The following is a 13,637-nucleotide window of genomic DNA, read 5'->3' on the forward strand; positions in this document are numbered from 1 at the left end:
CCGGATGACCTGCGGCGCTGAACACTTCAGAAGGATGTTACGTGAGGAAAAGAGTTCTGTTAGCCGCGTTGTTGTTGCTGGTCTCCGCCTGTTCTAACCGGGTCGGACACAGGCTGGACAGCAGTAATCTGCAGCAAATTCATGCCGGTCAGACCACCAAGGCCCAGCTGATCGCGCTGTTTGGTCAGCCTGACAGTGAAACGCCTTACCCGGACGGGCAGCGGTTGCTGAAGTGGAACTACAGCGAGGCGCGCACCCTGAATACCACCGAAGGGCAGACGCTGACCGTGCAGATGAAAAATGACAAAGTGCTGAACTATGCGCTGAGTAAAAGTTAATGCGCTGAGCAAACGTGAATCACGACGGCGGCAGATCGCCAGCGCGCATTCTGGTTACTGCCCGCCGCTCTGCTGTGCATCCCGGCTGTCGGGGCGCGGCTGAGCCAGACGGGCAAAATCGGATCCTGCCGGATGCTGATAAATCTGCAGCTCAAAGTGGCGGGCCATCGCGTAGATATACTCAAAGATCGCTGCCTGAGTATTTTCATAATCGGCCCAGAAAATAGAGGAGGTGAAGCAGTAGATCTCCACCGGCAATCCATCCGGCGACGGTTTCAGCGGTCGCACCACGATATACATCTCTTTCTGAATGTCGTCACGCTGCGCCAGCCAGGCGGTCAGGTATTTACGGAACACCATCAGATTGGTGATACCGTTCTCCATAAACCAGCGGTCGCCCACGGCATTGATATCACGTCCATCCAGCAGCTCAGTGATCGATTCGCCAGCGAGGCGGATCTGGCTCATCGCCTGCAGCATCTCCTGATTCACAAAGGTGATCGACTTCTGGTCAAGATAAAAGCTGCGCATGATGCGGCGTGCGCCCGAAGAGAACATCGCCTGCCAGTTGGTGTAGGTCTCGGTCAGGAAGTTCTTGGTCGGGATGCGCGAAATGGTGTTGTCCCAGTTGCGGATGGTGATGGTATGCAGGGCAATATCGATCACTTCACCACTGATATTTCTGTCCGGCATCTCAATCCAGTCGCCCAGTTGCAGCACATCGTTAGAGGAGAGCTGAATATTCGCCACCAGCGACAGCAGCGTATGCTGGAAAATCAGCATCAGCACCGCGGCGACCGCACCCAGCGAGGAGATGATAATCGCCGGTGACTTGTTGGACATAATCGCCAGAATCATGATCGCGGCAATAATATGCACCAGGATTTTGCCGATCTGGATATAGCCTTTGATCGAGTGATTCTTGCGTTTTGATTTACGCGAATAGGAGTTGTTAACAATCTCCAGCACTTCGTTGAAGAAGATCGACAGATAGACAAAAAACAGGATGCCGCAGATGGTCTGAATCGCCACTTTCAGATTTTCAGGCAGGCCCGGCATAAACTGCAGGAAATTGTAGACCACAATCACCGGCACAAAATTTGACAGCTTCTGAGAGAGGCGGACATCTTTATCAAGCGGCACGCCCTTTTTGTGGCCGCTGAAAAAGACCTTCCTGATCACTTTGACGATGAAAAATTTGCAGATCAGGTGAGTGACCATCCCGGCCATAATCAGCAGCAACAGGCTGAAGCTGATCGAAAGTACCCTGTTTCCCTCAATAAAACTCATCAGACTCTGAATGTAATGCATGATAACCACGTGCAAAAAAGATAAGGGGCGAATTCAACCACAGCACGGGGACGGTTGTTAAGCGCCGAATGCGTTCAGGCTGAGCCGCACCGCTTTTTTTGCGTAACGGCGCGCTGGCGGCACCTCCATCCTGCGGATTGTTACCTTCTCTGGTGCAACACTCAGATAAACGCCGCGCTGGCCGATAACAGCTTTATCTCCTCTGATATGAGCCTGCGGACATGCTTAAAAATCTTAAAATCACTCACGGTATCGCTGCTGTTCTGGTGGTCTTTGTGGCGTTACTGACCCTGACCGGATTTCTGTTCTACAACGGCGTTTCAAAAGCCGACAAAAACTTCGTGGCGGCAGAGCAGCTTACGCTGCAGCAGCAGCACCTGAGTGACGCGGTAAAAACCCTGATCAAAACCCGCGTCACCATCAACCGCGTGGCAATCCGTTTCCTGAAAAATCAGCAGGATCCAAAATCACTGGCAGCTATGGCTGCGCTGCTGGAGCAGGCTGGAAAGTCTGCTGCTGCTGCCGATGCGGACTTCAAAGCCTGGCAGGCGCTGCCGCGCAAAGAGGGCCAGGGTGAAGCCCAGGCGACGCAGGTGCAGACCGCCTACCAGCAGATGCGTGACACCATGCTGGCCTCCATTACCTTTCTGAAGCAGGGCAACTACGCGGGCTACGGCAACCTTGAAGCACAGGCGGCGCAGGACCAGCTCGACAGTGCCTATGAGGCCTGGCGTGCAGTGAACATCCAGCTGATGAAAGCGTCCTCGGAGCATAACCAGCGTAGCCTGACGGATGCGCTCTGGGCGCTGCTGACTATTGGCCTGATCACCGGCGTGATTGGGGTCGCGGTCTGGATTGGGCTGCAGAAATTGCTGATTGGCCCACTGGGCAGGCTGACCGGCCATATGCGCGCCATTTCGGGCGGTGATCTGACCTCCGATATTCAGCACGAAGGCCGCAATGAGATGGGCCTGCTGATTCAGGAACTGCAACAGATGCGCGATGCGCTGGTGGTGACCATTACCTCGGTCGATGACGCCACCCGCTCTATCTTTACCGGTGCAGCGGAAATCTCTGCGGGCAGCACCGATCTCTCTTCCCGTACCGAACAGCAGGCTGCCGCGCTGGAACAGACCGCAGCCAGTATGGAGCAGCTCACCTCAACGGTGAAACTCAACGCAGATAATGCGCAACAGGCGACCACGGTAGCGAAAGAGGCTTCAGCCACGGCCCTGCAGGGTGGTGAGACTGTCGCCCGGGTCATCGCCAACATGGATCAGATCAGCGAAAGCTCGAATCAGATCGCCGGTATCATCGCCATTATCGACAGTATCGCCTTCCAGACCAATATTCTGGCGCTGAACGCCGCCGTTGAAGCCGCGCGTGCCGGTGAACAGGGTCGTGGATTTGCAGTGGTAGCGGGGGAAGTGCGCTCGCTGGCCGGACGCAGCGCCAGTGCTGCCCAGGAGATCCGGGGACTGATTGACCGCTCAGCTGAGCGAATTAAAACCGGTGCCGGTCATGCTTCTCAGGCGGGTGTCGCGATGGAGAGCATCGTGACGTCGGTGAGCCGTGTCACGCAGCTAATCGAAGAGATCGCGGCCTCCTCGACTGAACAGACCCGTGGCATTGAGCAGGTCTGCAAAGCGGTCTCGGAAATGGATGGTGTGACGCAGCAGAACGCCGCGCTGGTGGAGGAGTCCGCGACTGCCGCCGCCTCACTGGAAGAGCAGGCGAGCTACCTGCGTAAAACGGTATCGGTATTCAAAACCGGCACTCTGCAGGTGGCGTTCTCTGCTGCGCCGGTGGCGAAAGCCCTTGCCGTGCCAAAACTTCAGCCTGCCCGCCTGGCGGACAACGATAACTGGCAGACCTTCTGAGTGGATGGCCGTTTGCCAGACATACGCTGATGGTTATCGGATAGTCCGGTTGAGTTCACTGCATTTGAGCTCAATCGGGAAGGTGTTTGATTGCTAAACAGCGGCGGTGGATGGTAAATCTTTTAAGAGTGTAGGGCGGGCACTCGAAATTGTGCACACGATTATGGGGCCTACTTAACATTGCTATGTGATGAGCAATGGAGGCAGATTACGGGCTAGAGTAGAGATTAATTGGGAAATAGCTGGCCGGTACCATATCATGAAAAAGTCCTTTAGCAGAGCCTTAGAGGTATCTATATCCAGAAACCTCTAAAGCATAAAACCCTTAATTTAACAGGCCGGTACTACGATGGCTGTGATAAAGAATGGACGAAAATAAAATTTTGAATTTAAATCAATCCAGTGATGCTGTATATGAATACAGCTTAAGATGATTTTAACCTCTTGTTGATGCACGTTTTTATGGAATAATAAGCCCAAATAATTTACAGGAGTTTGCTTATGCAATTGTATGCGTTACGTGTGTTAATGAAACCGCGCGATGCTGATCTTTTTTCCAAAGGATCTGTTCTTAAAGACATTGCGCATTTTGAAAATGCCATAGTAGCCACCGCGCAAAAGTTACATTTGACATCACCAACACCCTCCGTTCATAAGAAAACTAGTTATACCTTGAAGTTGAGCATAAAACCCACTGAAGGCGTCATGGCTGGAGTCATATCAAAACAACAAAAAATTAAAGGGCATGATAAGGATTTCCGAGAGTTCGATGTAGACAATTATCCACCTATCGTATGGATATGGGACAGAGATGAGCAAGTATTATTGGTCGAGAAGAAGACCGCAGTATTCAAGGATGCTCATCATGTTGCTAAGGCGTTCGAGGATCTTGCAAACAATGACTACTTAGCTCAGTTGGGACTTAGAGTATTTATCGAACCTTGTCTTGAAATGGAAGATTTTTGGTCGGAATACCAAAGGCTTCAGTTTATAGACAAAGTTAGTTTTACGTTGATCACACCAAATATTTTCGGAAGCAGTAAGCAAGCCTTAACTGACGATTTGCGAAAGCTTGAGGCAGATACGAATGCAAATGCTGTAACCACAACTTTTGAAAACAAAGATGGTAATTTAAAACTTAAAAGCTCTCACTGGGCATCTATTCTTGTTGACTGGGTAAAAGACGGTGGTGGTTCTTGGTTAATTAAAGGGCGAAAAACACTCAAGTCAAAACCTACAACCGTATCCAGTAATCAAAATGCCAAGATAGTGCTTATCGAAGGTGAGATATCGGAAATTCAACTAGATGGTTACTCACCAAGTGATATCAAGGAAATCATAGCTTTAAATCAAAAAAGGTATACGTATAAAAATGAAGAATCTAGGGGTCTGGATTAAAGCTATAGTTCTATTCATATTATGCTTAGCGCTATCGTCTACTGATAAGCAGGTCTATACTCTACTTGAGCAGGCATCTGCAGGAGTGATTGGTTCAATACTCGGAGGGATCACCGCGGGAATTTCTGTAATTTTTGGTATTTTGGCGATAATCAATAAGGGTCAAAAGCGATCAGATTTTGCAGGTTACCTAGAGAGCTTAGAGGCTGACCTGAAATTGCTCGTGTTCTGTTTAGGTGCAACAATTTTTTTGCCATACTTCCGAAGTTATGACTTTCCTCTAATAAGTTATCCCAACCATGAGCTTATTCCTTGTAAGGCTAGGTTGTTTACAGCGGCAGAACTATTTGCCGTAGTGTTGTCTCTCAATCTTATTTTTGAAGTAATTAGTTGCATGATTTTAGTGGTTAAGAAAAGTCTGAAGATGGAGGGTTAGTTAACCTGTTTTGATAAATTATTTTAATAAATATTGGAATTATAATGAACGGGAAATCTCACTTACCCGTTTATCATTAACAAAAAAATAGATTTTATGGTTCAGTGAATTTTTAGGAAGATATTTTGTGTTCAGGTAGTTATTGCTTCCTATCAGAAGTCTGAAGTTATAAATCGCGGTCATAGTTATAGTAGTTGAGGTGGGTCCCATTATTATATTTAAACATCAGCCAGTAATATTTCGTTTTTTTCTAATCCTAATTACTAATACAAGCCGCGCTGGGAGTGTCCGCTTCTTGCACATAGCGAAAAACCATTATCTTCCTAAAGCATTATGGATGCAGTATCGTCTCAATCCGGAGCCATTACTGGCCGATGGCGCACACCTGTAAGCGGCGCAGACTAACACGCTGTGACACTATCGTGATCGGTACGCTGCGGGGGTAACTGATGAGTTTCGGGAAAGACGATAGCGCTAAAAAGCGGATATAGCATGCCCTGCATGAAGTCTGATATTTCAACATTAAAACTTTAAATATCAGCAACCTTTCCAGCCTTTGGGACCGGTCGTGTGATGCAGTCTGATCTTGCTGTAAACTAATAGTCTTCAGGAAAAAGAAGGTTTTTGAATGGCCATTCATATTGTAATTCCAGATGACTATCAGCTTGCCACTCAGCAGTTGGGTTTCCTCCAGCACAATGACAAGTTTCATTGCTCAGCGCTGGGAGACCTCAGCAAAGATTTACGGGCAGATCAGGAGTTATCTTGTGCAGAAGCATTAATACTGATCCGCGAAAGAACCATCATTGATGAGGCTTTTCTGCGGCGTACCCCACATCTTAAATTGATCAGTCAGACGGGTAAGCTGGCGAGAAATGTTGACATTGATGCATGCACCCGAGCGGGAGTTGCCATTGTTGAAGGTATTGGCTCTCCGATTGCGCCTGCTGAATTAACCTGGTTGCTAATCATGGCATCCCGAAGGAAGTTAGTCTCGTCGGTGAACGCGATGGCTGAGGGCCACTGGCAAACAGAGATAGGTTCGGCCGTCCACAATCAGGTTATAGGTATTCTGGGCTATGGCAAAATAGGTAAGCGTCTCGCCTCATTTGCAGCCGTTTTTGGTATGCAGGTGCAGGTATGGGGAAGTCTGCGAGCACAAGAAGAGGCTCGCGCTGCCGGATGGGTGGTTCCTGCCAGCCGTGAACAGTTTTTCGCAACAAGCGATGTCATAACGGTACATCAGAGGTTGGTGGCTGCGACAGAAGGGAATATTACTTCAGCCGATCTCGCGCTGATGAAAACAGATGCCTTATTCGTGAACACCAGTCGTGCTGAATTGGTTTGTGAAGGGGCGCTTTATAAAGCTCTGAAACAGGGACGACCTGGATTTGCTGCACTGGATGTTTACGAACAAGAACCTTTGTATAACACTCACAATCCTTATTTACAGATGCCAAATGTTCTTTGCACTCCACATCTTGGATACGTTGAAAAGGCCAGCTATTCGCTCTATTTCAGAACGGCTTTTGATAATGTGATACGTTTTTTTGAAGGTGATGCTTCACATGTCATTAATTTTTGATTTTTTTATCAAAAAAGCCTGAATCCGGTAGAGTACCGAATCCAGGCCAGTTAACCGCCTGATATAAACCGTCCAACTTTATGGGGTCAGTTCACAGGGGCGGTTTTTTATTTCGTGACGCGGCATCGTGCCGCTGACATCAGGCCGGGACGGACTGTGCCTTCTGGCTGCGCGACCAGACGCGGTGCGCTTTCATCGCCTGAGTGAACTCAGACATCAGCGCGCTCTCCGCCGAGTCGCCCTGCACAATACCTTCTTCCTGATCCGCATCTTCCAGACCGAACTGCGCTTTAAAGCGGCGCGCTTCGCCCACCAGACCAATCACCTTGAGGTGCTTGTAGGCTTCCAGCAGGAAGTAACGGGCATCGCCGCTCAGCAGCAGGGCATCGATATTGCCATCCGGCACCATCACCGCATCAAAGGTCAGAGAGGGCAGACCGGCGAACGTCGCATCGACCGGCAGCACTGAACCGTCATCGGCGCGCACCTGGCCCATATGCGGAGCCAGCAGTTTGGCGTGAACACCCACTGCTTTCAGCGCCTGCAAAATCGCCAGCACATCAGCCGCCTTCACACCATCGCTGAGCAGCAGTGCGACCTGACGACCTTTAAGCTCGCCATCCGGAATGGCGTAGAGGCTCAGGCTGTCATCTTTGGTCAGGCCATTCACCGGCGCAGGCGGCTGAATGTTGAGCTGCTCATCCGTCAGAGCGAGTCCCAGGTTATCCGCCACGCCCTGCGCCAGTTTCGTATCAATGCGTGCCAGATGATCCACCACACGCTCACGGATATAAGCACGCGCCACTTTACTCAGTTCAAACGAGTAGGCACCAATGATGTGCTGCTGCTCGACTTCAGTCTGGCTCAGCCAGAACAGGCGCGGCTGCGCATAATACTCACCAAATGAGGGGCTGCGCTCGCGCACTTTATGGCCCTCAATCCGCTCCTGATAGCTCTCGAAGCCGCCGCCTTCTGCAGCAGGTGGAGTTTCACGCGGCCAGTTATCGTTGATCGAGTTCGGCTCGTAGTTCGCCGGATTGGTGTCGATATCCTGACGATGCATGCCCTGACGCTGGAAGTTATGGTACGGGCAGGTCGGACGGTTGATCGGGATCTCATGGAAGTTCGGTCCGCCCAGACGACTGATTTGCGTATCGGTATAGGAGAACAGACGACCCTGCAGCAGCGGATCGTTGGAGAAATCGAGGCCCGGCACGATATGGCCTGGGTGGAACGCGACCTGCTCGGTTTCAGCAAAGAAGTTGTCCGGGTTACGGTTAAGTACCATCTTGCCGACAATCTCAACCGGCACCAGCGCTTCCGGGATCAGCTTGGTGGCATCCAGAATATCGAAGTCAAATTTGAACTCATCCTCTTCCGGGATCAGCTGCAGGCCCAGTTCATATTCCGGGAAATCACCCGCTTCAATGGCTTCCCACAGATCGCGGCGATGGAAATCGGGATCGCGACCGGTCAGTTTCTGTGACTCGTCCCACAGCAGCGACGCTTTACCGGCCACCGGCTTCCAGTGGAAACGGACAAAGGTCGCTTTACCTTCTGCGTTAATCAGGCGGAAGGTGTGAATACCAAAGCCTTCCATGGTGCGATAGCTGCGCGGAATACCCCGGTCAGACATCGCCCAGATAACGTTGTGCATGGTTTCCGGCTGCAGAGAGACGTAATCCCAGAAGGTGTCATGGGCGCTCTGGCCCTGCGGGATTTCGTTATGCGGTTCCGGCTTAACGGCATGCACAAAGTCAGGGAATTTATGCGCATCCTGAATAAAGAACACCGGCGTGTTGTTGCCCACCAGGTCAAAGACACCCTCTTCGGTGTAGAACTTGGCGGCGAAACCGCGAATGTCACGCACGGTATCAGCCGATCCGGCACCGCCCTGAACCGTGGAGAAACGCACGAAAACCGGCGTAGTCTGCTCGGGATCGCTGAGGAACTGCGCTTTGGTCAGATCTTTCAGGGAGCGGTAAGGCTGAAAATAGCCGTGTGCGGCAGAGCCACGGGCGTGAACGATACGTTCCGGGATACGCTCATGGTCAAAGTGCGTGATTTTCTCACGCATAATAAAGTCTTCCAGCAGCGTCGGACCGCGCGAACCGGCACGCAGTGAGTTTTGATCGTTGGCGATGCGTGTGCCCTGGTTGGTGGTGAGGGCGCGGTCGGTGCCGTTTTTGCGGCTGGCTTCAAGCTGGTCAAGTTTGGCGTTGTGCGTCTGAGGCGCTTTCAGGCTGCCGGGGGCGGTGGGTTGCTTACCTGGCGGGGTCGGTTCGGCTGGGGGCTGATGCGAACCATCCTTCGGTGCCAGTGAACCCAGGCCCGGCTCTGAGGATTCCGGACCGGTGGTTGGGGCGCGCTCGCTCAGGGGTTTCTTCTCTGTTTCTTTCGACATTAATCCATGCTCCAGCGGTTATTTTACTTTCGACGACACTAAATATAGAACAACCTGAACAATACTGAGGTTAAACCGGGCATTTAACTGCGACGACTGTGCCTTTTTTGTCCGCCAGAAATGCGCACTTATCTCTTAATCCGGATTACCGTTTCGCTTATTCATGCCCTGTGCCGTCTGGCTTAACGTCGTATCAGCCCGCGCCTGCTATACGGATAATGTGCTTTCAGAGGATGCAGAATCTGCCGCCGCAGGAGGCGTTCATGGCCTGATGCAGGGTGGTAAAAGATTAATAAAATTAATGCTGGCGTTTGCTGCTTTTGGTTGAGCTTGGGAATGTTATATCATAACATTTCATTTTGTAACGTTGACCGGGGTATCAGACTTTGATGAATCATGCAGGTAAATGGATTGGGCTACTGGGCGCACTGTTAGTCAGCCAGCCGTCGCTGGCACACGGCACGCATGCACATGGAAAACCGCTGTCAGCCCTGGAGCAGAAAGCGGCAGAAGGGGTTTTTGCTGACAGCGATGTGAAAGATCGTCCGCTCGCTGACTGGGATGGCCTGTGGCAGTCGGTTTATCCGCTGCTGCAAAGCGGCGAACTGGACCCGGTCTGGCAGAAGAAAGCGCAGCAGGATCACAGCAAAACGGCAGAGGAGTATAAAGCGTATTACCGCAAAGGCTACGCCACCGACGTCGATACCATCGGTATTGAAAATGGCGTGATGGAGTTCCACATCGGCGATCAGGTCAGCGCCTGCCACTACCGGTATGCGGGCCACAAAATCCTGACCTATACCTCAGGTAAAAAAGGGGTGCGCTACCTGTTTGAATGCCAGGACGCGGGCAGCAAAGCGCCCAAATATGTGCAGTTCAGCGACCACACCATCGGGCCGCGTAAATCTGCCCATTTCCATATCTTTATGGGCAACGATTCTCAGCAAGCCCTGCTGGCGGAGATGGATAACTGGCCGACCTATTATCCTTACCAGATGATGAACTCACAGGTCGTGGAGGAGATGCTGCATCACTGAGTGCGGGGCCGGTGTTAGATGCCACGCTGTTCAGGGCTCTTACGCAAGGATAGCGACTGGATTCATTTCCCCCGTCTGAGGAAATATAGATCCTTGAGTTAAGTTAACTCATGAGTTAACTTAACTCCAACGGAGGATCTATGTTTGAGATAACGATACACAAGGACGCGCTCACTGAAATTAAGGCAATGCCAGAGATGCTCCGGGCTAAGCTGGCCCGGCAAATAGATAAACTGGCTGCCCGTGGAACTGATTTGAGAGAGCCGGATACCAAACCGTTAGGGTCGGGTTTTTTTGAGCTCAGGGCAAAGGCTAATGAGATTGGGCGAGCGGTGTATGTTTACCAGAAAGGCAGACGTATTTTTATCCTGAAAGCTTTTGTGAAAGAGACAAAGAAAACGCCAGCAGCAGTCATGACGGCAGCGGCGCACCGTTTAGAGGAGATGTTAAACGATGAGTAAGAAATCAGTTGCGTGGAAGACGGCCCGCAAAGAAATTTTATCTGATCCGGCTGTTCGCGAACATTACGAGGCAGAAGTTCGGGCAGAGCACCTGCGCGAGCAGTTAGCCAAATGGCGGGAAAGCGCCGGAATGACCAGCGCTCAGGTCGCGGAGGCGCTCGGTGTCAGCCCGTCGGCAGTGTCACGCACCGAGCGTCGCGCAGATAAAGCCACAGTTGAAACACTCGCCCGCTATGCCCGTGCCTGTGGCGTTGAAAATCCCCAGATCTCTCTTTGATTGAGAGATGACGGCAGGTGCCAGAACAATGCTGGCCCTGCTATTTATCTTGCCTGCTATCAAGCAAACTTTCTTTCCGGTGCACACGCACCCCCTCCACGGGTTTTATCCCACCCAGGCCGGGCGGCGCGAGGCGGGTATACCCTTAACCACACGGTGATACGAATCCTCAACCAACTGCTGAATCAAGCCAGGCGAGAGGTCGTCACCGGGATAGACCGTGATCCAGTGACGTTTATTCATATGATAACCGGCGGTGATCGAGGGATAGATCACCCGGTGCAGCTCTGCCTGCTGCGGCTCGCATTTCAGGGTGATAATCGGCACACCCCGCAGTTCGGTCAGCAGTAAAAACACTTTTCCACACACTTTATAGACCTGATGTTCCGGCCCGAATGGATAGCTGCATTCAGCGGCGGGCAGCCGCCCAGCCGCTTCAATGGCGATGCGCTGGATCTCATGACCCTGCATAGTGAGTCTCCCTGTGATTATTCAGCCTGAGTCTGCGGCCCGCGACTGGCTGGTCGCCAGGGGCCTGTTACACTTCTGATAAGCATAAATCAGGAGCAGACATGAAATTAGGCTTTGCATGTAAGTATCTCAACAGCGATGGCAAACAGTTTTTCCCGTTTCGCGCCACCACCCGTAAACGGTTTCTGAGTTTATCGCACGATGAACGTCATCAGCTGATCTATGAGATTACCGTCACTAACCTCAACAATCTCTACCTGACGCTTGAGCATCTGGCCACCTTACCTGAGCCACTCAGGATGATGCGCATCGGCAGCGATCTGTTACCGCTCTATACGGTCCCCGAGGCCACGCCACTGTTCACCGAATTTCTGCCCGAACTCTATCCGCTCTTTTCCCGCTGTGGCGAGCTGGCGCGGGCGCATCACATCCGGCTCTCATTCCATCCCGGACAATATACCGTGCTCGCCTCCGATAATCCCGATGTGGTGGTGCGCGCGCTGGAGGATGTGGAGTATCACACGCTCTGCGCCTGTCTGATGGGATATGGCAAGACCTTCCAGGATTTTAAAATCAACATTCATATGAACGGCAAGGCGGGATTCGACGGCTTTAAACGGTCATTTAATCAGCTCAGCCCGGAAGCGCGGCGGATGCTGACGGTGGAGAATGATGAGATCTCCTGCTCGCTGGATGACGTGCTGCAGGCAGCACCGCTCTGTCCGGTGGTGCTGGATATTCACCATCACTGGGTAAAAGAGAGTGAGTTTATTCAGCCGGATGACGCGCGTGTTGCCAGAGTGATCGAATCCTGGCGCGGCGTGCGGCCGGTGCTGCACTATTCGATTTCGCAGGAGGGGATGATTCCGCAGGAGGGCTGGCCCGATCAGCAGCAGCTGGGCGTGAGCAAAAGCAAGCTGCGGGCGCACTCTGACTACTTCTTTAACCCGACGCTGAATGCATGGGCACTGTCGTTTCAGGATTTCGATATCATGTGCGAAGTGAAAATGAAGAATCTGGCGCGGGAACAACTCTACCAGTGGGGGATAACGCAGAAGCTGATCACTCATCCCCTGGCCGAAGAGACCAGGGAATCGGCGAACGTTAAATAATGACCACACCGCCCGTCACGGCGATGGTCGCACCTGAAATGTAGCTGGCTTCGTCACTGGCCAGCATCACATAGGTTGGCGCCAGTTCAGCAGGCTGACCGGCACGCTGCAGCGGCACTTCGCTGCCAAAGTTCTTCACCTGTTCAACCGGCATGGTCGACGGGATCAGTGGCGTCCAGATAGGGCCGGGCGCGACCGCATTGGCACGGATACCTTTTTCAGCCAGTAAGGCTGCCAGGCCGCCAGAGAAATTAACGATGGCGGCTTTGGTGGCGGAGTAGGCGAGCAGCTTCGGTTTCGGCTGGTCAGCATTGATCGAGGCCGTATTAATGATCGATCCACCAGCAGGCATATGCCGTGTTGCCGCTTTAGTGATGTAAAACATCGCGTAAAGGTTGGTCTTCATGGTCCGGTCAAACTCTTCGTCGCTGATCTCATCCAGCGATTCGCGCGTCATCTGATACGCCGCGTTGTTCACCAGAATATTAATCTCACCAAAGGCTTCGACGGCTTTATCGACCAGGGCGTTGCAGTGTGACGCCTCGGTAATATCGCCAGGCACCAGTACCGCTTTCTGTCCCGCTTCTTCAACCAGCCGGGCGGTATCCTGTGCATCCTCATGTTCATCAAGATAAGAGATCAGGACATCGGCCCCTTCCCGGGCAAAGGCAATAGCGACGGCCCGGCCAATGCCGGAATCGCCACCGGTAATAATGGCTTTTTTCCCCGCCAGGCGGCCTGAGCCCTGATAACTCTGCTCGCCGTGATCGGGCAGAGGCTGCATAGCCGCGGTTTTACCCGGTGGCGTTTGTTGCTGTTCGGCAAAAGGGGGTTGCGGGCGTTGAGTCGATGACATGAATATTCCTCCATAAAAATCCGTTAGCGTAAAACAGCCGGTCTGGCTCACACCGCGCGGTGTGGCCCGGA

The 13,637-nt window shown here is 52.1% G+C and carries 12 protein-coding genes; 8 read left to right on the forward strand and 4 right to left on the reverse strand.

The window, feature by feature from the left end:
* Positions 1 to 41: 41 nt before the first annotated feature.
* Complete coding sequence (locus FOV68_RS00795) at positions 42 to 338, forward strand: hypothetical protein (RefSeq protein ID WP_029519545.1); 297 nt, start codon at positions 42 to 44, stop codon at positions 336 to 338.
* A gap of 54 nt (positions 339 to 392) precedes the next feature.
* On the opposite strand, the gene FOV68_RS00800 is transcribed toward FOV68_RS00795, so the two are convergent.
* Positions 393 to 1,649, reverse strand: a complete 1,257-nt coding sequence (locus tag FOV68_RS00800) for a mechanosensitive ion channel family protein (protein WP_039391856.1) — start codon at positions 1,647 to 1,649, stop codon at positions 393 to 395.
* Between the two features lie 221 nt (positions 1,650 to 1,870).
* Here FOV68_RS00800 and FOV68_RS00805 point away from each other — a divergent pair, with 221 nt between their 5' ends.
* From FOV68_RS00805 to FOV68_RS00820, 3 genes are all read left to right on the forward strand, one after another.
* Entirely contained in the window at positions 1,871 to 3,529 is a 1,659-nt protein-coding gene (locus FOV68_RS00805; RefSeq protein WP_039391858.1) for a methyl-accepting chemotaxis protein, read from the forward strand.
* 501 nt (positions 3,530 to 4,030) lie between these two features.
* Positions 4,031 to 4,927, forward strand: a complete 897-nt coding sequence (locus FOV68_RS00810) for a hypothetical protein (RefSeq protein ID WP_143990170.1) — start codon at positions 4,031 to 4,033, stop codon at positions 4,925 to 4,927.
* Between the two features lie 1,064 nt (positions 4,928 to 5,991).
* A complete protein-coding gene (locus tag FOV68_RS00820; protein ID WP_045140397.1) occupies positions 5,992 to 6,948 on the forward strand; it encodes a D-2-hydroxyacid dehydrogenase family protein in 957 nt (318 codons plus the stop codon).
* A 139-nt stretch (positions 6,949 to 7,087) separates the two neighbouring features.
* Here the strand turns inward: FOV68_RS00820 and katE are convergent, their stop codons facing one another.
* The gene (gene katE, locus FOV68_RS00825) at positions 7,088 to 9,352 is read right to left on the reverse strand and encodes a catalase HPII (protein WP_143990172.1); all 2,265 of its coding nucleotides are present in this window, start codon (positions 9,350 to 9,352) and stop codon (positions 7,088 to 7,090) included.
* A gap of 389 nt (positions 9,353 to 9,741) precedes the next feature.
* Between katE and zinT the strand changes: the two genes are divergently transcribed.
* The 3 genes from zinT (at position 9,742) to FOV68_RS00840 (ending at position 11,127) form a co-directional block, all read left to right on the forward strand.
* Positions 9,742 to 10,389 (forward strand): metal-binding protein ZinT, encoded by a 648-nt coding sequence (gene zinT, locus FOV68_RS00830; protein ID WP_022625726.1) that lies wholly within the window; start codon positions 9,742 to 9,744, stop codon positions 10,387 to 10,389.
* 140 nt (positions 10,390 to 10,529) lie between these two features.
* Complete coding sequence (locus FOV68_RS00835) at positions 10,530 to 10,850, forward strand: type II toxin-antitoxin system RelE/ParE family toxin (RefSeq protein WP_010245489.1); 321 nt, start codon at positions 10,530 to 10,532, stop codon at positions 10,848 to 10,850.
* Positions 10,843 to 11,127, forward strand: coding sequence for a helix-turn-helix domain-containing protein (locus tag FOV68_RS00840; RefSeq protein ID WP_064704402.1), 285 nt, complete (start codon positions 10,843 to 10,845; stop codon positions 11,125 to 11,127). The genes FOV68_RS00835 and FOV68_RS00840 overlap by 8 nt, the downstream gene beginning before the upstream one ends.
* Before the next feature lie 105 nt (positions 11,128 to 11,232).
* Here the strand turns inward: FOV68_RS00840 and FOV68_RS00845 are convergent, their stop codons facing one another.
* Positions 11,233 to 11,598 (reverse strand): MmcQ/YjbR family DNA-binding protein, encoded by a 366-nt coding sequence (locus tag FOV68_RS00845; protein ID WP_143990173.1) that lies wholly within the window; start codon positions 11,596 to 11,598, stop codon positions 11,233 to 11,235.
* Between the two features lie 101 nt (positions 11,599 to 11,699).
* Between FOV68_RS00845 and FOV68_RS00850 the strand changes: the two genes are divergently transcribed.
* On the forward strand, positions 11,700 to 12,710 hold the full coding sequence (locus FOV68_RS00850; RefSeq protein ID WP_143990174.1) for a UV damage endonuclease UvsE: 1,011 nt from the start codon (positions 11,700 to 11,702) through the stop codon (positions 12,708 to 12,710).
* On the opposite strand, the gene FOV68_RS00855 is transcribed toward FOV68_RS00850, so the two are convergent.
* Positions 12,703 to 13,566 (reverse strand): SDR family oxidoreductase, encoded by an 864-nt coding sequence (locus FOV68_RS00855; protein WP_143990175.1) that lies wholly within the window; start codon positions 13,564 to 13,566, stop codon positions 12,703 to 12,705. The genes FOV68_RS00850 and FOV68_RS00855 overlap by 8 nt on opposite strands.
* Between the last annotated feature and the right edge of the window lie 71 nt (positions 13,567 to 13,637).

Source organism: Pantoea sp. paga (genome assembly GCF_007558755.1).
GTDB classification, from domain to species: domain Bacteria; phylum Pseudomonadota; class Gammaproteobacteria; order Enterobacterales; family Enterobacteriaceae; genus Pantoea; species Pantoea agglomerans.